Source organism: Erythrobacter sp., from assembly GCF_023653175.1.
Lineage (GTDB): Bacteria > Pseudomonadota > Alphaproteobacteria > Sphingomonadales > Sphingomonadaceae > Erythrobacter.
The window spans coordinates 1-17,990 of sequence record NZ_JAMNXL010000022.1; the positions used below are offsets into that span (position 1 = coordinate 1).

Annotated in this window: 21 protein-coding genes; 14 read left to right on the forward strand and 7 right to left on the reverse strand. The window is 67.8% G+C overall.

The features are described from left to right. Window positions 1-38: 38 nt before the first annotated feature. Genes NBV68_RS04510 through ccmA form a run of 3 tightly spaced genes read right to left on the reverse strand, consistent with a single transcriptional unit; the run spans window position 39 to window position 1,974 of the window. Window positions 39-701 (reverse strand): hypothetical protein, encoded by a 663-nt coding sequence (locus NBV68_RS04510; RefSeq protein ID WP_296307573.1) that lies wholly within the window; start codon window positions 699-701, stop codon window positions 39-41. Continuing rightward, a complete protein-coding gene (locus NBV68_RS04515) occupies window positions 701-1,351 on the reverse strand; it encodes a heme exporter protein CcmB (protein WP_296307574.1) in 651 nt (216 codons plus the stop codon). The genes NBV68_RS04510 and NBV68_RS04515 overlap by 1 nt, the downstream gene beginning before the upstream one ends. After that, complete coding sequence (ccmA, locus tag NBV68_RS04520; protein ID WP_296307575.1) at window positions 1,348-1,974, reverse strand: heme ABC exporter ATP-binding protein CcmA; 627 nt, start codon at window positions 1,972-1,974, stop codon at window positions 1,348-1,350. Before ccmA ends, NBV68_RS04515 begins: the two co-directional genes overlap by 4 nt. A 63-nt stretch (window positions 1,975-2,037) precedes the next feature. Here ccmA and NBV68_RS04525 point away from each other — a divergent pair, with 63 nt between their 5' ends. Both NBV68_RS04525 and NBV68_RS04530 read left to right on the forward strand, forming a co-directional pair. Beyond that, a complete protein-coding gene (locus tag NBV68_RS04525; RefSeq protein ID WP_296307576.1) occupies window positions 2,038-2,337 on the forward strand; it encodes a 4a-hydroxytetrahydrobiopterin dehydratase in 300 nt (99 codons plus the stop codon). Then, on the forward strand, window positions 2,337-3,506 hold the full coding sequence (locus tag NBV68_RS04530; protein ID WP_296307577.1) for a hypothetical protein: 1,170 nt from the start codon (window positions 2,337-2,339) through the stop codon (window positions 3,504-3,506). Before NBV68_RS04525 ends, NBV68_RS04530 begins: the two co-directional genes overlap by 1 nt. A 148-nt stretch (window positions 3,507-3,654) precedes the next feature. Here the strand turns inward: NBV68_RS04530 and NBV68_RS04535 are convergent, their stop codons facing one another. The 4 genes from NBV68_RS04535 to NBV68_RS04550 all read right to left on the reverse strand — a co-directional run bounded on the left by NBV68_RS04535 (window position 3,655) and on the right by NBV68_RS04550 (window position 6,685). After that, window positions 3,655-4,464 (reverse strand): SDR family oxidoreductase, encoded by an 810-nt coding sequence (locus tag NBV68_RS04535; RefSeq protein ID WP_296307578.1) that lies wholly within the window; start codon window positions 4,462-4,464, stop codon window positions 3,655-3,657. Window positions 4,465-4,634: 170 nt separating this feature from the next. Continuing rightward, entirely contained in the window at window positions 4,635-4,916 is a 282-nt protein-coding gene (locus NBV68_RS04540) for a hypothetical protein (protein WP_296307580.1), read from the reverse strand. 345 nt (window positions 4,917-5,261) lie between these two features. Beyond that, window positions 5,262-5,639 (reverse strand): hypothetical protein, encoded by a 378-nt coding sequence (locus NBV68_RS04545; protein ID WP_296307581.1) that lies wholly within the window; start codon window positions 5,637-5,639, stop codon window positions 5,262-5,264. A 428-nt stretch (window positions 5,640-6,067) separates the two neighbouring features. Continuing rightward, window positions 6,068-6,685: a DNA-3-methyladenine glycosylase 2 family protein gene (locus NBV68_RS04550; RefSeq protein ID WP_296307582.1), complete on the reverse strand. Its 618-nt coding sequence runs from the start codon at window positions 6,683-6,685 to the stop codon at window positions 6,068-6,070. 106 nt (window positions 6,686-6,791) lie between these two features. Between NBV68_RS04550 and NBV68_RS04555 the strand changes: the two genes are divergently transcribed. The 12 genes from NBV68_RS04555 to mraY all read left to right on the forward strand — a co-directional run bounded on the left by NBV68_RS04555 (window position 6,792) and on the right by mraY (window position 17,990). After that, on the forward strand, window positions 6,792-7,109 hold the full coding sequence (locus NBV68_RS04555; RefSeq protein ID WP_296307583.1) for a 2Fe-2S iron-sulfur cluster-binding protein: 318 nt from the start codon (window positions 6,792-6,794) through the stop codon (window positions 7,107-7,109). Between the two features lie 17 nt (window positions 7,110-7,126). After that, window positions 7,127-7,498 (forward strand): DUF1905 domain-containing protein, encoded by a 372-nt coding sequence (locus tag NBV68_RS04560; protein ID WP_296307584.1) that lies wholly within the window; start codon window positions 7,127-7,129, stop codon window positions 7,496-7,498. Window positions 7,499-7,547: 49 nt separating this feature from the next. After that, the gene (locus NBV68_RS04565) at window positions 7,548-8,570 is read left to right on the forward strand and encodes a cysteine synthase A (protein ID WP_296307585.1); all 1,023 of its coding nucleotides are present in this window, start codon (window positions 7,548-7,550) and stop codon (window positions 8,568-8,570) included. Then, entirely contained in the window at window positions 8,567-8,986 is a 420-nt protein-coding gene (locus NBV68_RS04570) for a hypothetical protein (protein ID WP_296307587.1), read from the forward strand. Before NBV68_RS04565 ends, NBV68_RS04570 begins: the two co-directional genes overlap by 4 nt. Further along, the gene (locus tag NBV68_RS04575; RefSeq protein ID WP_296307588.1) at window positions 8,967-9,749 is read left to right on the forward strand and encodes a DUF4350 domain-containing protein; all 783 of its coding nucleotides are present in this window, start codon (window positions 8,967-8,969) and stop codon (window positions 9,747-9,749) included. Before NBV68_RS04570 ends, NBV68_RS04575 begins: the two co-directional genes overlap by 20 nt. A 422-nt stretch (window positions 9,750-10,171) precedes the next feature. Further along, window positions 10,172-10,669, forward strand: coding sequence for a division/cell wall cluster transcriptional repressor MraZ (locus NBV68_RS04580; RefSeq protein WP_296307590.1), 498 nt, complete (start codon window positions 10,172-10,174; stop codon window positions 10,667-10,669). Beyond that, window positions 10,669-11,613, forward strand: coding sequence for a 16S rRNA (cytosine(1402)-N(4))-methyltransferase RsmH (gene rsmH, locus NBV68_RS04585; protein WP_296307592.1), 945 nt, complete (start codon window positions 10,669-10,671; stop codon window positions 11,611-11,613). Before NBV68_RS04580 ends, rsmH begins: the two co-directional genes overlap by 1 nt. Beyond that, window positions 11,610-12,179 carry a hypothetical protein gene (locus tag NBV68_RS04590; protein WP_296307594.1) on the forward strand — a complete coding sequence of 190 codons (570 nt, stop codon included), beginning with the start codon at window positions 11,610-11,612 and terminating at the stop codon, window positions 12,177-12,179. Before rsmH ends, NBV68_RS04590 begins: the two co-directional genes overlap by 4 nt. Beyond that, the gene (locus NBV68_RS04595; protein ID WP_296307596.1) at window positions 12,176-13,930 is read left to right on the forward strand and encodes a penicillin-binding protein 2; all 1,755 of its coding nucleotides are present in this window, start codon (window positions 12,176-12,178) and stop codon (window positions 13,928-13,930) included. The genes NBV68_RS04590 and NBV68_RS04595 overlap by 4 nt, the downstream gene beginning before the upstream one ends. Next, on the forward strand, window positions 13,927-15,396 hold the full coding sequence (locus NBV68_RS04600; RefSeq protein ID WP_296307598.1) for a UDP-N-acetylmuramoyl-L-alanyl-D-glutamate--2,6-diaminopimelate ligase: 1,470 nt from the start codon (window positions 13,927-13,929) through the stop codon (window positions 15,394-15,396). Before NBV68_RS04595 ends, NBV68_RS04600 begins: the two co-directional genes overlap by 4 nt. After that, window positions 15,396-16,868: a UDP-N-acetylmuramoyl-tripeptide--D-alanyl-D-alanine ligase gene (murF, locus tag NBV68_RS04605; protein WP_296307599.1), complete on the forward strand. Its 1,473-nt coding sequence runs from the start codon at window positions 15,396-15,398 to the stop codon at window positions 16,866-16,868. Before NBV68_RS04600 ends, murF begins: the two co-directional genes overlap by 1 nt. 51 nt (window positions 16,869-16,919) lie before the next feature. Then, window positions 16,920-17,990 carry a phospho-N-acetylmuramoyl-pentapeptide-transferase gene (gene mraY, locus NBV68_RS04610; RefSeq protein ID WP_296307601.1) on the forward strand — a complete coding sequence of 357 codons (1,071 nt, stop codon included), beginning with the start codon at window positions 16,920-16,922 and terminating at the stop codon, window positions 17,988-17,990.

A 17,990-nucleotide genomic window follows, 5' to 3' on the forward strand; every position in this document is an offset into this window, starting at 1 on the left:
CCGCCCCGGGCTTGACCCAGGGCCCCGCTACCTGACGCTCACAAAAACAGCACCGCCAGCACAGCGCTCATCACCACCACGAGCCCCACCGAGAACCCCAGCATCGCCAACACCGGCCGCGTCACCCGCCCGTACAGCACCCAGTCATAGCCCGCCGACACCAGCACGGTGATCGGCACCTGCACCGCAATCGCGACCGGATCGGGCAGGTCCAGCACCTGAACCACCCGGGCATAGGCGGGGGTCATCAGCGCCAGCGTCGCGATCAGCATCGCCTGCCGGTGCGCGGCGATGTCGCGGCGGCGGGCGTAGTGCAGGGCGGCGAAATAGAGGGGGATGAAGGTCGCAAAGGCGGCGAGGTTCACCACCGTCACCTCGGGGCGGCCGAGCTCCAGCCCGATCCGCCACGAGATCACCCCGCCGCTCACCAGCATCGCCGCGACAAGGGCAATCGAGGCACGCCCCGTCGCGCGGTGCGCCGCCAACCGGTATTTCGCCGCGAGGAAGCTCTGGCTCGCCAGCAGGATCAGCCAGGCGATCATGGACCCGGCGTGGAACACCACCAGCGGGGTGTAGCGCGCCTGCACCTCAGGGTGCGCCACCGCCTTCAGCGCGAAAGCGAACAGCGTGAAGGCCAGCAGCGCAATCGCAATCCGTCCCATCAGCAAGTTGGCACGGGTGTGGCTTTCTGGGGCTCTCACTAATTCTCTCGTGCAGCGCGGATGGCAGCCCCGGCGGCGAAGGGCGCGATCGCGACCAGCCCGAGGCTTATTGCTCCAACGAAGCCGAGGCTCACAGGATCCTGCCGCGCCAGCGCGCCCGCGCCGAAAATCAGGATGGGCAGGGCGAGCGGGATGAGGAGGAGGCCGGACAAGGCCGCGCCTGCCCTCAGCGAAGCGGTCAGCGCGGCGATCATCAAGCCGATAGCGGCAAGGCCCGGGGTGCCCGCCAGCAGACCGAGGAGCAGGATCGAGAAACTCTCACCCTCGATCTTGAGCAGCGCGGCCGCCGGGAAGGTCGCGAGCAGCAGCGGCGGGCCGAAGCTCAGCCAATGGGCGAGCAGGCGCACCGCCATCATCGCCTCTTCCGTAGCCCCGCGCAGCTTGAGCTGGTCGAAGAACCCCAGCGCAATGTCCCGCGCCACCAGCTTTTCAAGCGGCAGGATCGCCGCCAGCAGCGCCGCGATCCAAACCACCCCGCCGCCGGTTTTGGCGAGCAGGTTCACGTCCGGCCCGACCGCGAAGGGGAACAGCATCGCCACCGCGACGAAGAACACGGTCGGCAGCGCCGCCCCGCTGCCGGTGAAGGGGAAGAATTGCGCCAGATCGCGGCGGAGCAGGGCGAGGATCATGCCTCCTCCTCCGTCTCGGTAGGGGCGTAATCCTCGATGGCAAAGCTGGTCATCCCCGGCACGTCGAGCGGCTGGTGCGAGGCGATCAGTGCGATGCCGTAATAGCTGCAGTGCTCGCGCACCAGTTCGCTCACGAGGGCCTGGCTGGCAGTGTCGAGGCCGGACAGCGGCTCGTCCAGCAGCCATATGTCTGCGCCCCAAATCATCATCCGGGCAAGCGCCGCGCGCTTTTTCTGCCCGGTCGAAAGGTAGCGCACCGGCACCTCGAGCAGGTTGTTAAGGCCGAGCCGTTCGCAGTAAGCTTCGAACATCATGGGGCTGTCGAGATCGATCTTTGCCCAGAACGCCAGCGCCTTGCCCAAGGGCAGATCGGGATCGAGCCCGGTGCGTTCGTCCACCAGATCCAGCGCGCCTTTGCGCTCCACCGTGCCCGCATAGGGCGTCCTCAGCCCCGCCAGCGCGCGGAGCAGCGTCGTTTTGCCTGCGCCATTGGCCCCCGTGACGTGGCACGCCGCGCCCGCTTCCAGCCGGAACGAGAGCTTGCGGAACAGCAGCCGATCCCCCCGGCGGCAGGCGAGATTGTCGGCGGCGAGGAAGAGGCCAGGGTTCGGGGGCGCTTGCATTGGGCCGCAGCGTTAGGGAAAAGGCGGGCAGCAAACAAGCGACCCCATCCAAGGAACCGCCCGATGTCCGTCCCCGAACTCACGTCCGACGAAGCCGCCGCGCTGCTCGCCGCCCACCCGGAATGGAGCAGCGCGCGCGAGGGCAAGGCGATCGCGCGCACCTTCCGCTTCAAGGACTTTTCGGAAGCCTGGGGCTTCATGAGCCGCGTCGCGCTGCTGGCGGAGACGCAGGACCACCATCCCGAGTGGTTCAACGTCTACAACCGCGTCGAGGTGACGCTGACCACCCATGATGCGGGGGAGAGCGGCGGCCTCTCGGCGCGCGACGCCAAGCTCGCCGCCGCGATCGACGTGCTGGTGTGATGCGAGGGGCCGCGCTGCTTGCGGCGCTGGCGCTGGCGCTGGTGGCGGCGCCCGCTGCCGCGCAAGATGCGGAGCCCGAGCAGGCACCCGGAGAGGGGCGCGTCTGGAAGGGGACGCTGGGCGACAAGGCGATCACCGCCTGCTTCTATGACGATGGTGTGCGTGACGGCATCTACTACGCCGACGATGCCCGCGAGCCGCTCAGGGTGGTGGAGCTGGACGAGGCCGAGCCGCTTGTCGAGATGACCGGGCGCTCTGACACGACCGGCGCTGTCTGGGTGATACAGCCGCCCGAAGGCGAGAGCCGGACCGGCGAATGGCGCAAGGGTGACCAGACGCGCCCGATCAACCTCACCGCCAGCCCCGTGACCCTCCCCGAATATGGCACTGCCTGCGAGACGGGCGCGTTTCTCGACGCCATGCTGGCAGGGGGCAAGATCACCTCGCGGCGCAAGCGCTTTGCCCGAACGCCATACACCGAGCTCGAGTACAAGGGGCCGGCGCGGGCGGGGCTCGAGGATTACAGCATCGCCTCGCTCGCGCTCGATCCGGTGGAGCCCGGAGACGCCGCGATCAACCGCGCGCTGGCCGCGTTCCTGCCCGATGGCACGGCGGCGCACGCGATGGGCCAATGCGTCGGCATGTCGCTGCCTGGCGGCATCGGCGGCTATGCGGAGGAGGCGCTGGTGCCGATTCTGCTGACCCCGCGCTGGCTGGGCCTGCGCTATTCGGGCACGGGCTACTGCGGCGGCTCGCACCCCAACCACTTCCTCTATATGGCCGTCCATGACCGTGACAGCGGGGCCGAGGTTGATCCCTCGACATGGTTCAAGCCGGGCGCACTCGGCTTTTACGATTGGCAGAGCGGGCTCGAACCCCGTTCATCCAAGCGCCCCGTCGCAGGGCTTGGCGACGACCTGTGGAAGGTCATCGCCGCGCATTGGCCGAGGCACGGCGAGGACAGCGATTGGTGGCCGCCCGAAGAGCCGTTCAACTCCGGCTGGGTCAACTCCGGCTGGGAAATCGGCCTGACCCGCGAGGGCCCGGTGTTCGTGCCGCAGCTGCCCTACGTGATCTTCGCCAACACCGAGGAAATCGTGGTGCCGTGGAAGGATGCGCTCCCCTTCCTTTCGCCCGAGGGGCGGGCGGTGATGGAGAGCCTGCGCTGATTCCGGCCCGCAGGGTCGCAAGGCCGAACGGCCGCCCGCAGCGACGGGGCCTTCAGGCCTCAAGCAGCGAAGCGGTAGGCCAACAAAGACGCCGTGTGAGCGAGGATTTCGCACGCCGGAGGGCGTGCGGACAAAAAAAAGGCGCTAATTACTTCCCCAATAACCCCTGCCGCCCAGCCGCGCGCTGCTGCTTGCGCACCCGGCCCGGCATCCAGCGCTTGGCGAAGGCGAGCTGGCGCGCGGTCTTGCCGACGAGGTAGTGCAGTTCCTGCCCGTGGACCGCATTCCAGATCGCCTGCGCGACTTCCTCGACCGGGGTGATCTCCAGCCCGGCGGCGGTGACGCGGGTGCGGATGTTCTCGTTGGTGTTGCGGTTGCCGGTGCCGTCAAGAAGGGGCGTGTCGATGAAGCTCGGGCAGATCGAGGCGACCGTGATCCCGTCGGGCGCCCATTCGGCATCAAGGCTCTCGGCGATCCCGCGCACCCCGAACTTGGTGGCGGAATAGACGCTCATGCCGCTCCCGCCGGTCAGGCCAGCGGCGCTGGCGATGTTGATCAGCGCCGATCCCGGCCCGCTCGCCTTCAGATAGGGATAGACCGCCTGCGCCCCGTAGAGCACCCCGCGCAAATTGATGTCGAGGCAGGCGTCGATCTCGTCCTTGCCAAGGTCCGCGAGCGCGCCGCCGGTGCCGATCCCGGCATTGTTGACCATCGCGTCGATCCGGCCCCCGGCGGCAGCGGCGAAGGCGGCAAGGCTCTCGTCCCACGCCGCCCGGTCGCGCACGTCGAGCCGGCCCGCCCACTTGGCCTCGCCCGCGATTCCGCCGAGGGTCTCGGCCATCCCGGCCTCGTTGATGTCGGAGACCCCGACGAACCAGCCCCGGTTCGCGAAGTGCAGCGCGGTGGCGCGCCCGATGCCGGAGCCGCCGCCGGTGATGAAGATGCTGCGTTGTGTCATGGGGGTTCCCTCGTCCCGATTGCTATTTGCAACCTTCCTAGAGCGGACTGACACGCTTGTCAGCAGGCAGAGTGCTGCAACTCACGGTCCTTTTCATCGGAAGGCCGGGACAGCGGTCAAGGGCGGGCTGTGTGCCGGAATTTGGTTTGCGGCGTTGGGCGGTGCGGCCCTCAGTTGGTGACCTTATCGACCGCGTCCTCGGCAGCCTCGCCGACCTGCTCGGCAGCATTGCCGACCTTTTGAGCAGCTTCGCCAACAGCAGCGTCTTTCGCCGCTTCGGAATCGCTCATCTGCGAGAACACATACAGCGCCGCTGCGGCGAACAGAACCAACACGAGCAACCCGATCCATTTGGTACCGCCGCCAGAGTTCTGCCGATCGGTGACGATTGTCGTGGTTGTATGGGTATTGCCGTCAGGCGTGTGGGTTTCGGTAATGCGTTCTTCGGTCATATTTTTTTCCTATCTGGTATGACGCAATCACCCACACTCATGCGTTCTTCGCATTGCACCATTACTTATGAAGAAGTCGAGGCAATTCGATTAGGCGCGCTAGCCGACAGGTGCCAGTCGGGTCGGGACACATTTAAACCGGACGCACCCTCACAGCGCCGGATTGGCGTGGTAGCGCAAGAATGAAATGGCCGCGCTGAATGGGGAGGACGATAGGATCGTCAGGCGGTCAAAAGCGCTCGGTGAGCCGAGCCCGCTACTTCGGCAATGCGACACCCAATGGATGGCGGGTTTTGGGCGGATCCAAAAGTCCGTCGAATGACCGGATCTGGGTGGTTCGCGGACTCAATGCTCCGGCAAATAGAGCACGCCCAGCAAGCCAGCGATAAAGAAGAACCCGCCACCGGATAGGAACATGAGGATCATATCCCAAGCTTCAGCGTCGGTCAGGTTACGCTTCTCATTTACGTAGTAGATCGGCTCGCCACCGATGAAATGGCTGATGGCGAAAACAAGGATCAAGCTTGTGAACAGGAACCCCAGGGCAAGCCAGCGCCAAGCTATCCATCTGAACAGACGAGGCCCCGGCTTAGGAGGCCGCTCGAAAATCCGGAAATCAGAAAAGAAGCCCATAACGATATTGATGACCGACTTTCCTGATGACCACAATGGGGTCGCTTTCAGACTGTCCGCTTTTGGCCGAGACGAGGCTGAGACAGTCATCCCCTCATTCGTCGCCCCGGACTTGATCCGGGGTTAGGCACTTCTTCTGCTTTTGTCGCCGCTTCAAAGTAGCCAAACCCCGTGTCAAGCACGGGGCGACGGCGAGGGGGAGGGTAGCAACGGGATCGTTTGCGGCAAGGTATGTTTTCGGCAGATAGCCTGCAATCTCCGACATTTCCTACACGCATCCCCGCGGCTACAACCCGCGTCGGCTCATTCGCATCGCAGCAAGGGTGGTCGCAAGACCGCCGAGGGACAAACAAGGCCCCTCTTCCCTGTCCGTCTGCATTGTGCGGGACGGTCTATCTCTATTATTTCTTGTGAAAATATCGAAGTTCGAAAAGCGGACAGGGTGTCCGCATTGTCCGCTTCAGAGCTGCATCCGGCACGGCAATTCGGGGCGCCGGACGCGAATAGCCGATGCCGACTCACAGCGCCGGGTTCGCATAAAAATGCCACGTGAAAATCGCCATCGCCCCGCGCTGCGGCGACCACGGCTCGGCCAGCGCGCGGGTCGCCTTTTCCGCCGGGCGCTCTTCCAGCTCGAGCAGCCGCTTCACCCCCTCCTGCACCGCAAGGTCGCCCGCGGGCCAGATGTCGGGGCGGCCTTCGGCGAAGAGCAGGTAGATCTCCGCCGACCAGCGGCCGATGCCCTTGATGCGGGTGAGGAGTTCGATCGCCTCTTCGTCGTCTGCGGGCAGGTTGTGAAAATCGAGCTCGCCTGCCTCCATCAGCTCGCACAAGGACCGCGCATAGCCCTGCTTCTGGCGTGACAACCCGCAGGCGCGCAAGGTCTCGAAATCGCGTGTCAGCAGGCAGGCCGGGGTGAAGTCCGCGCCCAGCTCCGTCTCGAGCTTGCCCCACACCGATGCGGCGGCGGCGACCGAGACCTGCTGGCCGACGATGGTGCGCAGCAGGGTCTTGTAGCCGGGGTCGCGAATCCGCGCTTGCGGATAGCCGACCCGGGCCAGCGCGCTCGCCAGCTGTGGCTCGCGCGCGGCGACGGCATCGAGGTCATCACGCAATTTTTCCGCCGTCAGCCCCACTCGCACTTTCCTTAACTTGCACTGCTCGCCAGACTATCTTAGCAGCGCGGGCAAGCCTCTCACAGCGCTGCTTCTTGCGCCCAACCCCAAAAAGGAACTCCGATCCATGCCCAGACTGGTCGTCACCAACCGCGAAGGCGCCACCAGCGAGATCGAGGTCGCCGACGGCCTCACCGTGATGGAAGCAATCCGCGACAACGGGTTCGACGAACTGCTGGCGCTGTGCGGCGGGTGCTGCTCCTGCGCGACCTGCCACGTGGTGGTCGACCCGGCGTTTGCCGACAAGCTGCCGAAGATGAGCGAGGACGAGGACGATCTGCTGGAGTCCTCCGATCACCGCGCAGCGACCTCGCGCCTGTCGTGCCAGATCCCCTTCACTGCGGATCTCGACGGGCTGCACGTCACGATTGCTCCCGAAGATTGATCGGGCGGGGCGAGGCGGTGGACGCTGACCTCGCCCGTTTCCTGCGCGACGAACTGGGTGTAGCGGCCGAGGGTTCTGCGGCCGGCCCGTGGACGGTGCGCGGGGCCGTGTGGCTGTGGCGGGGCGCGGACGGCCAGCCTGCCAAGGCCGCGTGGTATTTCCTCACCATCGACGGCGAGACCGCAAGCGCGATCCGCGCCTCGGCGGTGAACGCGGCCGCGTGGGGCTCGGTCTATGTCGAAGCCACCATCGGCGGCACGACATGGCGCACCTCGCTGTTCCCCTCCAAGGCGCATGGCGGCTGGCTGCTGCCCTTGAAGGCGGCGGTGCGCAAGGCCGAGAAGATCGTCGAGGGGACGGTGGTCGAGGCGGTGCTGGCGCTGCCCTAGCGGGACTTCGCCGTTGCGGCCCGCTGCCCGAACGCCTAACTCTACCCACATGAACATCACCCGCCCCTTCGGCGACACGCTCGCCCTGATCGGCAATACCCCCATCGTCCGCCTCGCCGGGCCCAGCGCCGCGGCAGGCTGCGACATCTACGGCAAGTGCGAATTCGCCAACCCCGGCTCCTCGGTGAAAGACCGCGCGGCGCTGTGGATCATCCGCGATGCGGAAGCCAGCGGCGAGTTGAAGCCGGGCGGCACGGTGGTCGAGGGGACGGCGGGCAACACCGGGATCGGCATCGCGCTGGTGGCGAATGCGCGCGGCTACAAGACGATCATCGTCATGCCCGACAACCAGTCCAAGGAGAAGATGGACACGCTGCGGGCATTGGGCGCCGAGCTGGTGCTGGTGCCGCCGACCAAGTTTGCCGACGCCGGCCACTTCGTCCACACCTCGCGCCGCATCGCGCAGGAGACGCCCGGCGCGGTGTGGGCCAACCAGTTCGATAACATCGCCAACCGCCGCGCCCATATCGAAGGCACCGCGCCGGAAATCTGGGAGCAGCTCGGCGGCCGGGTCGACGGCTTCACCTGCGCGGCCGGGACCGGCGGGACGATCGCGGGCGTGGGCCTCGGCCTCAAGGCCTTCGACGAGAATATCCGCATTGCCCTGACCGACCCCCACGGCGCGGCGCTCTACAACTACTATGCCAACGGCGAGCTGAAGGCGGAAGGATCGTCGGTCGCCGAAGGGATCGGGCAGGGGCGCATCACCGCAAATCTCGAAGGCGCGGTGATCGACACGCAGTACCGGATCAGCGACACGGAGGGCCTCCAGTGGGTCGCGCGTCTGCTCAAGGAAGAGGGGCTATGCCTCGGCCTCAGCTCGGGCATCAATGTCGCGGGCGCGGTGGCACTGGGCCGCGAGCTGGTCGCCGAGGGGCGCGAGAACCCGCAGGTCGTGACCATCCTGTGCGATACCGGCTTTCGCTATCTCTCGACCCTCTACAACCCCGATTGGCTCGCCGCCAAGGGCCTGCCGGCCTTCGACTGGCTGAAGCAGGGAGCCGCGGCATGAGCGGGCTCTCGTGGCGCGAACGGATGCGGCGGATGAACCAGCGCAGCCTGTTCCGCCCCGCAGCCGTGCCGGGCGAGGTGGCCGGGGAGCCCGACGACCTGCCGCCGCCCTCGACCGTGCGCGCCGAGGCGATGCAGCGCTTGCAGGTGGGGGTGTTCGGGATCGGGTCGATGGTACTGCTGGTCGGCCTTGCCAGCATCATCGGCGGCCAGGCCGAGCGCAACGACCAGCTCGCCGTGCCCGAGGCCGCGCCGACCACCGAGCCGAGCGCCGCGCCCGCCCAAGCCAATCCGCTCGCCGACGCGGGCGTGGTGCCCGACATCGCCGCCGAGCCCAGCCCTTCGCCGAGCGTCAAGCCGCTCGACCTGCCCGCGCCGGGCCAGCGCCCCGCGGGCAATGCCGCGCCGCAGAACTAGAGCGCTCGCAGCCGGGCTGCTCGCGCTGCTGGCGGCGGCAGGGTGCGACCGCGCGCCCGCCCCGCCTGCCGCGGCCGAAAGCGCGACTGCGCGCGAAAGGCTCGGGCTGATGACCAGTCTGCCGCTCTACTGGCCGCTCGGGGCGGGGGTTGAGGAGATCGCCTCGGGCCGCGCGCCGCCGCCGTGGCAGCGCACCGCGCTCGAGGCGGGCTATGTGCTTGAGCCGCTCGACACGCTCAGCCCGATCCCGGGCCTTGCTGCCGATGCCCCCGCGACCGACCCGCTGGCAGGGCTGACGCGGCTGGCGGTGATTCAGCCGCGCGGGCTCTCGCCAGCGGACAATGTCGCTCTTGATGAATGGGTGCGTGAGGGTGGGCGGTTGCTGCTGGTGCTCGATCCGGCGCTGACCGGGGAATACGACTTGCCCTTGGGCGATCCGCGCCGTCCGGCTGACAGCGCGCTGATCCCGCCGGTGGTGGCGCGCTGGGGGCTGGCGGTGCGCTTCGACGAGGCGCAGGGCGACGGCGTCAACGAGCGGGCGCTTGGCGAAGCTGCGCTTCCGCTCATTGTGGCAGGCGAGGTGTCCATCACCAATTCCGCAGCCGCGGCTTGCACGCTCCTTGCTGACGGCGCGGCGGCGCGGTGCCGGGTCGGCAAGGGCGAAGTGACCCTGATCGCCGATGCCGCGCTGTTCGAGCATCCCGAACTGGCGGGCGAGGGCGGGGCGGGACTGCGCGCGCTGGTCGCTGGGGTGCTCGGATGAGACCGCGCGCGGCCAGTTTGGGGAAAATGCGGGAGACGCGGAGCCGGAGTCGCGGTAGAGTCGTGGGCGGGCGCGGGAAACTGCGGGAAGGCCACGGTTTGTTCCGGAGAAATCAGCGATTTGGCGGGGGAAGTTGCTATGGGGAATGACTTAGGTTTCGGAAGAAAATGCTAGAATCAGAATAGCTTAACCAGTTTTCCCGTAAAATCCCCGAAAAATCCCTTCCATCCCCATCTCTTCCCCGATATGACCGGGGTCCATCAGACATGCCCGTATGTCTCGCGTCCGCCCGGTGGGGGCCGGACGACCCGTCCGCACGTGTGCGGCCGGGGCGGGGAAGGCATGTCCGGGGGAACTGAGTGCGTCATTGGCGCGGCAGGCCGGTGCGGCAGGCTGCGGGGGATAGAGGGGATTGCAGGCACGTGTCTGCTTCTGTGGGATATAACGGCCAAGCTTACTCGCCTGCGGGCGAGAAGGGCCGTTTTGTGCTCCCGCCCGAGTTCCGCAAGGCGGTCAAGGAAAGCTCCGGCGGCAGCCGCACCCTGTGCCTTGGTGTGCACGACAAGTTCGATTGCCTGATGGGCTTCGGCCTGTCGCGCATCGATGAGCTCAATGCCCGGCTCGATCGCGAGGAAGAGCTCGCCATCGAACGCAAGAACTACGATTTCGACCGCGATGTGCGCGCAGCGCAGCTGTTCGGCTTCTCGCAGCTTCCCTTCGACGAAAGCGGCCGCTTCGTGATGCCCGAACACCTGCGCGATCTCGGCAAGGTCGGCGAGGGTCTCTATTTCCACGGCGCGGGCAACTTCTTCTTTGTCTGGAACCCGGTGGAACTCGCGCGCATGGGCCCCGAATGGAGGGGCGCGCAGGCGGCCTGCACCAGGCTCATGGCCACGGCCAAGAAGGGAGGCACGGCGTGATGACGCAGGGTGCCCCCCATATCCCCGTGCTTCTCGACGAGGTGGTGGCGGCGCTGGCCCCGCGCCCCGGTATGACCATCGTCGATGCGACCTTCGGCGCGGGCGGTTACTCGGTCGCCCTGCTGGAGGCGGGCGCGAGCGTCCACGCCTTCGACCGCGATCCCGACGCCGTGGCCGCCGGGCAGGCGCTCGTCGCCCGCTATGCCGGGCGCCTCGCGCTGCACCCGCACCGCTTTTCGGCGATGCGCGCACAGCTGGCCGCGATCGGCATCCAGCACGTCGACGCCGTCGTCATGGATATCGGCGTCTCCTCGATGCAGCTCGACCAAGGCGAGCGGGGCTTTGCTTTCATGCATGACGGCCCGCTCGACATGCGCATGAGCCAGGTGGGGGAGAGCGCCGCAGATTTCCTCAACACCGCCGATGAGGAAGCGATTGCCGACGTGCTCTATAATTACGGCGAGGAGCGCCAGTCGCGCCGCGTCGCGCGCGCAATCGTCGCCGCGCGCCCGCTCAGCACGACGGGCGAGCTCGCCCGCCTGGTGCGCCGCGCGCTGGGCTACAAGCCCCATGACAAGAAGGACCCCGCCACCCGCACTTTTCAGGGACTGCGCATCCATGTGAACGACGAGCTGGGCGAACTCGAAGCCGGGCTCGCCGCCGCCGAGGCGCTGCTGGGCGAGGGCGGTGTGCTCGCCGTGGTCAGCTTCCACAGCCTCGAGGACCGGATCGTCAAGCAGTTCCTCAGGGCCGCCAGCGGCGCGGGCCGCGCGGTTTCGCGCCACCTGCCCGGGGAAATCCCGGGGCCGCCCCCCACCTTCGTGCAGGTTTCCAAGGCTATCCGTCCTTCCGAGGCCGAGATCGACCGCAACCCGCGCGCCCGTTCGTCCACCCTGCGCCATGCCACCCGCACCGGCGCGCCCCCGAGGAGTCTCGCAGCATGATGACCAGCACTCAGGCCCGTTCGCTCGGCTGGGCCGCCGTCCTTGCGATCTGCCTTGCGGCGGTGGTGGTGCTGAGCTTCAAGGTGCACGCGGTGCGCAGCGAGGTGCTGCTCGCCGAACGCCAGCTGATCGCGCTCCAGCGCGAGACCCTGCTGCTCGAGACCGAATTCGAGACCCGCGCCAGCCAGCGCCAGCTCGCCGAATGGAACGCGGTCGAATTCGGCTACGAGGCGCCGCGCGCCGGCCAGTTCCTCGATGGCGAGCGCCAGCTGGCGAGCCTTGGCGAAGTGCGCGGGCCCGATGCGCCCGCGCCGATCCGCCTCGCCAGCGCCGATGCCGGTGCCGATGCCGCCAGGGCCGCCGCCGCCGATGCGCCGATGCGCTCGCCGGTGTCGGGCGAGAAGGTGACGCTCGCCTCGGCGGCCTCCGAGAAGGATGCCGGCGCGGTCTTCGCCGATGCCTTCGGCGACTTCCTGATCGAGGCCTCGCCGATCCGTCCGGCGCGCGCCGAGACCCCGGCCCGCGCGGGCAAGCCTGCCGCTGCAGCCAAAGGAACCGGCGAATGAACGCGCTGGCGGCACGTCTTGCCGCCCCGCTGAGCGGTGCCCATACCGCCACCCCCGCCATTCCCGCCGGGCGCCTGCCGGGCGCTGGCCTGCGCGCGCAGATGCTGTGGTCGGCGCGGGTCAGGGTGCTGTGGCTGCTCTGCGGATTCGGCGCGGTCGCGCTGATCGCGCTGCTGCGCATCGCCACCCTCGGCCTCGGCGGCAATGCCCCGCAGCGCACCAGCATGGAGGAAGCGCTGCTGCCCCCGCGCGGCGAGATCACTGATCGCAACGGCGCCCCGCTGGCGCGCGCCTTTCCCGCCTATGCCATGTGGTTCAACCCCAAGGCGATGGGCGATGCCGGCGCGCCGCTGGTGCGCTCTCCGGCCGAGGTCGCGCGTGCGCTGAAGGAAATCTTCCCCGATATCGACGAGGCGCGCATGGCCAAGCGTCTTGCCTCGGGCGATGCCGGCTACCTGCGTCGCCGCCTGCTGCCCGAGGAAGCCAACCGCGTCTTCGCGCTGGGCGAGATCGCGCTCGAGATCCCGCGCGAGACCGATCGCTACTACCCGCAAGGCACGCTGGCTGCGCATGTGCTGGGCTATGTTGTCGAGGACCAGGGCGGCAAGGTGGGCATGGAGGAGGTGCTCGAAAAGCAGCTCAGCAACCCTGACATGCGCACCCAGCCGGTCGCCCTGTCGATCGACGTGCGCGTGCAGGGCGCGCTCGAGGACGAGCTGCGCAAGGGAATGCTCGCCACCAATGCGCTGGGCGCGGCGGGGATCGTGCTCGATGTCGAGACAGGCGAGGTGATGGCGCTGGCGAGCCTTCCCGAATTCGATCCCAACACGGCCGGAGCGGCCGGAGCGGTCAATGTCTTCAACCGCGCCACCAACGGTGTCTATGAACTGGGATCGACCTTCAAGCCGCTGACCGTGGCCGCCGCGATCGATGCAGGCGTGGTGCGCGATCTGGGCCGCCAGTGGAACGCCGCGCCGGTGCCGGTGGGCAGCCGGACGATCAAGGATTCGCACGCGATGGGGCCGAGCCTCAACGTGCCGCAGGCGCTGGTCCATTCCTCGAACACCGTCACCGCGCGGGTCGCCGACGAAATGGGCCCGGAACGTCTGCGCCGCGCCATGATTGATCTGGGTATGGACCGCCGCCCGTTCATCGAACTGCCCGCCAAGGGCAAGCCGATCTGGCCGCAAGGCGACTGGAGCCGCGTCACCAACATGACGGTCGGCTTCGGTCACGGCCTTGCGGTCACCCCGCTGCACCTCGCGAGCGCCTATGCGGCGATGGTCAACGGCGGGATCTGGCGCCCCTCGACGCTGATGAAGCTGGCGCCCGCCGATGTGCCGCGGGGCCGCCGGGTGTTCAAGGAATCGACCTCCTCGCGGATGCGCCAGCTGCTGCGGATGATCTCGCTCTACGGCACCGGCAAGAGCGCCGATGCGCCCGGCTACCGCGTCGGCGGCAAGACCGGCTCGGCCGAGAAGGCGGGCGTGGGCGGGTACAACAAGACGTCGCTCGTCTCCTCCTTCGCCGCCGCCTTTCCGATGGATGCGCCGCGCTATGTGGTGGTGATCGTGGTCGACGAGCCCAAGGGCACGATGGCCTCGAGCTTCCAGCGCACCGCCGCCTTCACCTCGGCGCCGATCGTCCGAAAGCTGGTGCCGCGCATCGGCCCGATGCTGGGCGTGCAGCCCGACGACAGCCGCGATGTCGACATCTCGGACCTGCGCTATCTGGTGGACAAGGGCGAATGAGGCTCGCGGACCTCTTGCGCGCCGCGGGGCTGGCGGGAGACAGTGACAAGACCGTCACCGGCTTTGCCATCGATCACCGCAAGGTCGCGCCCGGCACCGTGTTCGGCGCCTTCCAGGGCGCCACAGTCAATGGCGAGGATTTCATCCCCGCCGCTCTTGAGGCGGGTGCGATTGCCGTCGTTGCCCGCCCCGAAGCCCGCGTCGAGGGTGCGCTCCACCTTGCCGACGTCAACCCCCGACGCGCCTTTGCGCGCCTCGCCGCGGGCTTTTTTTCTCCCTACCCGGCTGCCATCGTTGCGGTGACGGGGACCAACGGCAAGACCTCCTGCGTCGAGATGACCCGCCAGATCTGGCGCATGGCGGGCGAGCGCGCCGCGAGCATCGGCACCTTGGGCGTGACAACGCCCGACGGGAGCGTCTCGACCGGGCTGACGACGCCCGACATCGTCACCTTCCTCGGCAACATGGCGGGGCTGGCGCGCGAAGGCGTGACCCATGTCGCCTACGAGGCATCGAGCCACGGGCTCGACCAGTATCGCAACGAAGGCCTTACCGTTGCAGCGAGCGCCTTCACCAATTTCAGCCGCGACCACCTCGACTATCACGTTACGATGGAAGCCTATTTCGCGGCCAAGATGCGGCTGTTCACCGAGGTCGTCGCGCTCGGCAGCCCGGCGGTGATCCATGACGCCGGTGACGGGTCGGAATGGACCGCCAAGGCGATTGCGACCGCGCGGGCGCGCGGGCTCGAGGTGCGGACGGTCGGCGAGGGCGGGAGCTTCCTCAAGCTGATCGCCCGCGAACCCGGGCAGTTGGGGCAGCTTCTTCACATCGAACATGAAGGTGCAGTGCGGAAGGTCAATCTGCCGCTGATCGGGGCCTATCAGGCGGCCAATGCGCTGGTGTCCGCGGGGCTGGCCATGGCGACCGGCGTGTCGGCCTCCGCTACCTTCGATGCGCTCTCGCGCCTCCAGCCGGTGCGCGGGCGGCTCGAGCGCGCTGCGCTCAATCAGGCGGGCGCGCCAGCCTATGTCGACTACGCGCACACCCCCGACGCGCTCGAGGCCGCCATCGCCGCGCTGCGCCCGCATGTCGCGACAAGCGGCAAGCTGATCGTGGTGTTCGGCGCAGGCGGGGATCGCGACGCGGGCAAGCGCCCGCAGATGGGCGAAGTCGCCGCGCGCGCCGCCGACATTGCCATCGTCACCGACGACAACCCGCGCTCGGAGGATCCCGCAAGCATCCGCGCCGCGATCATGGCGGGGGCTGGGGAGAACACGCGCGAAGTGGCAGGCCGCCGCGCCGCCATCGCTGCCGCAATCGGGGAAGCCGGGCCGCGCGATATTGTGCTCATCGCCGGCAAGGGGCACGAGCAGGGTCAAATATTCGGGTCTGGAGAAAATATGCGGATCGAAGCCTTCGATGATGTCGAAGTGGCGCGCGAGTGCGCCGGAGGCCAGTGTTGATGAACGCCCCGATGGCCCACCCGATGCTGCACCAATGGCCCGTCACTGCGCGCGATGCGCTCCCGCTTGCGCTGTGGACCGCCGCCGAAATCGCCGCGGCCACCGGCGGCACCGCCAGCGATGATTTTCAGACGAGCGGCGTCGAGATGGATTCGCGCGATGTGAAGCCGGGCGATGTGTTCGTGGCGCTCAAGGGCGAGGCGATGGACGGCCATCGCTTCATCGAAGCCGCCTTCGCCAAGGGCGCGGTCGCGGCGATCGTCGACCGCCCGGTCGATTACCCCCACGTGCTGGTCGAGGACACGACGCAGGCGCTCCACGCGCTCGCCCATGCCGCGCGGGACCGGGCGGTGGAGGCGGTGCGGATCGCCATTACCGGATCGGTCGGCAAGACCGGCGTGAAGGAGGCGATCTTCGCCTGCCTCGACCGCGCCAGCCGCGGCGCGGCTCACCGCTCGGTGCGCAGTTACAACAACCATGTAGGCGTGCCCCTGAGCCTCGCCCGCCTGCCCGCGCGTGCCAAGTTCGGCGTGTTCGAGATGGGCATGAACCATCAGGGCGAGATTGCGCCGCTCACCGCCCACGCCCGCCCGCATGTCGCGCTGATCACCACCATTGCGCCCGCGCATATCGAGAACCTCGGCAGCCTCGAGGCCATCGCTGACGAGAAGGCGCAGATCTTCACCGGGCTGGTCGAAGGCGGTGTCGCGATCATTCCGGCGGACAGCGAATGGGCCGCGCGCATGATCGGCCACGCCAAAGCCTGCGGAGCGCATGTCGTGACCTTCGGCCGCGCCGCGACTGCCGATGTGCGGCTGCTCGATGCGATCCCCGCGGCGGGCGGGGGCTCGCTCGTCACCGCCGATCTGGGCGATCGGCGCATCTGCTATACCATCGCCGAACCCGGCGAGCACTGGATCGTCAATTCCCTGGGCGTCATGGCGGCAGTTCGCGCGGCGGGCGGCGATCTTGCCAGTGCGGGCCTCGCGCTGGCCGAGATGGGCGGGCTCAAGGGCCGCGGCGCGCGGCACACGCTGACCGTCCCGGGCGGCACCGCGCTGCTGATCGACGAGAGCTACAACGCCAATCCCGCCTCGATGCGCGCGACGCTCAAGGCGCTTGCGGCAACGCCCGCCACCCGGCGGCTCGCGGTGCTGGGTTCGATGAAGGAGCTCGGCGACTTTTCCGATGCCTTCCACCGCCAGCTCGCGGAACCGATTGCCGAAGCGGGCGTCAGTCATGCAATCCTCGTCGGCCCTGAGATGGCCGCGCTGGCCGAGGAACTGGGGAAAGCTGCGACGACTTCGCTTGGCAAGGAGCCGAGCTTCGCCCATTGCGAGGGGCCTGCCGAGGCGATTGCGCTCCTCGGGCAGTTCGGCCTCGCGCATGGGGATGCGGTGCTGGTCAAGGGGTCCAATTCGGTCGGGCTCGGCAGGCTGGTGTCACACTTTACCGAACAGCTCCGCGCCTGACGCGCAAGGGGCGGGGCTCAGGCCCGAAAGACGGGCGCGAAGGACGACTGAATGCTTTACCTGCTTGCCGAGTGGCTTGGCTTTGAAGGCATCCTCAATCTGGTGCGATACCAGAGCTTCCGCGCGGGCGCGACACTGATGACCGCGCTGGTCATCGGCCTGTTGATCGGCGAGCGCTTCATCAATTTCCTTCGGGTGCGCCAGGGCAAGGGCCAGCCGATCCGCCTTGACGGCCCGCAATCGCACCTCGCCAAGCGCGGCACGCCGACGATGGGCGGGCTGATGATCCTCGTCTCGCTCAGCCTTGCGCTGCTGATCTGGATGGATCTGACCAGCCCCTTCGTGTGGGCCTGCTTTGCGGTGACGATCGGCTTCGGGGTGATCGGCTTTCTCGACGATTACGACAAGGTCTCCAAGAACAGCCACGCGGGCGTTCCGGCGCGCGTCCGGTTGCTCGGCGAATTCGTGGTGGCGGGGATCGCGAGCTGGCTGATCGTCAGCCAAATCAACACCAACCTCTACCTCCCCTTCCTGACCGGCGTGAGCATCCCGCTCGGGCCGGCCTACTACGTCTTCGCCGCCTTCGTGATCGTCGGTGCGGGCAATGCGGTGAACCTCACCGACGGCCTCGATGGCCTTGCGATCATGCCGGTCATCATCGCGGCAGGCACCTTCGCGATCATCGCCTATCTGGTGGGCCGGTCCGATTTCAGCGCCTATCTCGGCATCCCGCATGTGCCCGGCGCGGGCGAGTTGGCGATCTTCTGCGCGGCGATCATGGGGGCGGGCCTCGCCTTCCTGTGGTTCAACGCGCCGCCCGCTGCGGTGTTCATGGGCGACACCGGCTCGCTGGCATTGGGCGGCGCGCTCGGCGCGATCGCGGTCGCCTCGCACCATGAGGTCGTGCTCGGGATTGTCGGCGGGCTGTTCGTGCTGGAAGCCGTGAGCGTCATCGTCCAGGTCTTCTGGTTCAAGCGCACCGGCAAGCGGGTGTTCAAGATGGCCCCCATCCACCACCACTTCGAACAGCTCGGCTGGAGCGAGAGCAAGGTCGTGATCCGCTTCTGGATCATCGCCATCGTGCTCGCGCTGATCGGGCTTTCCACGCTGAAACTGCGATAG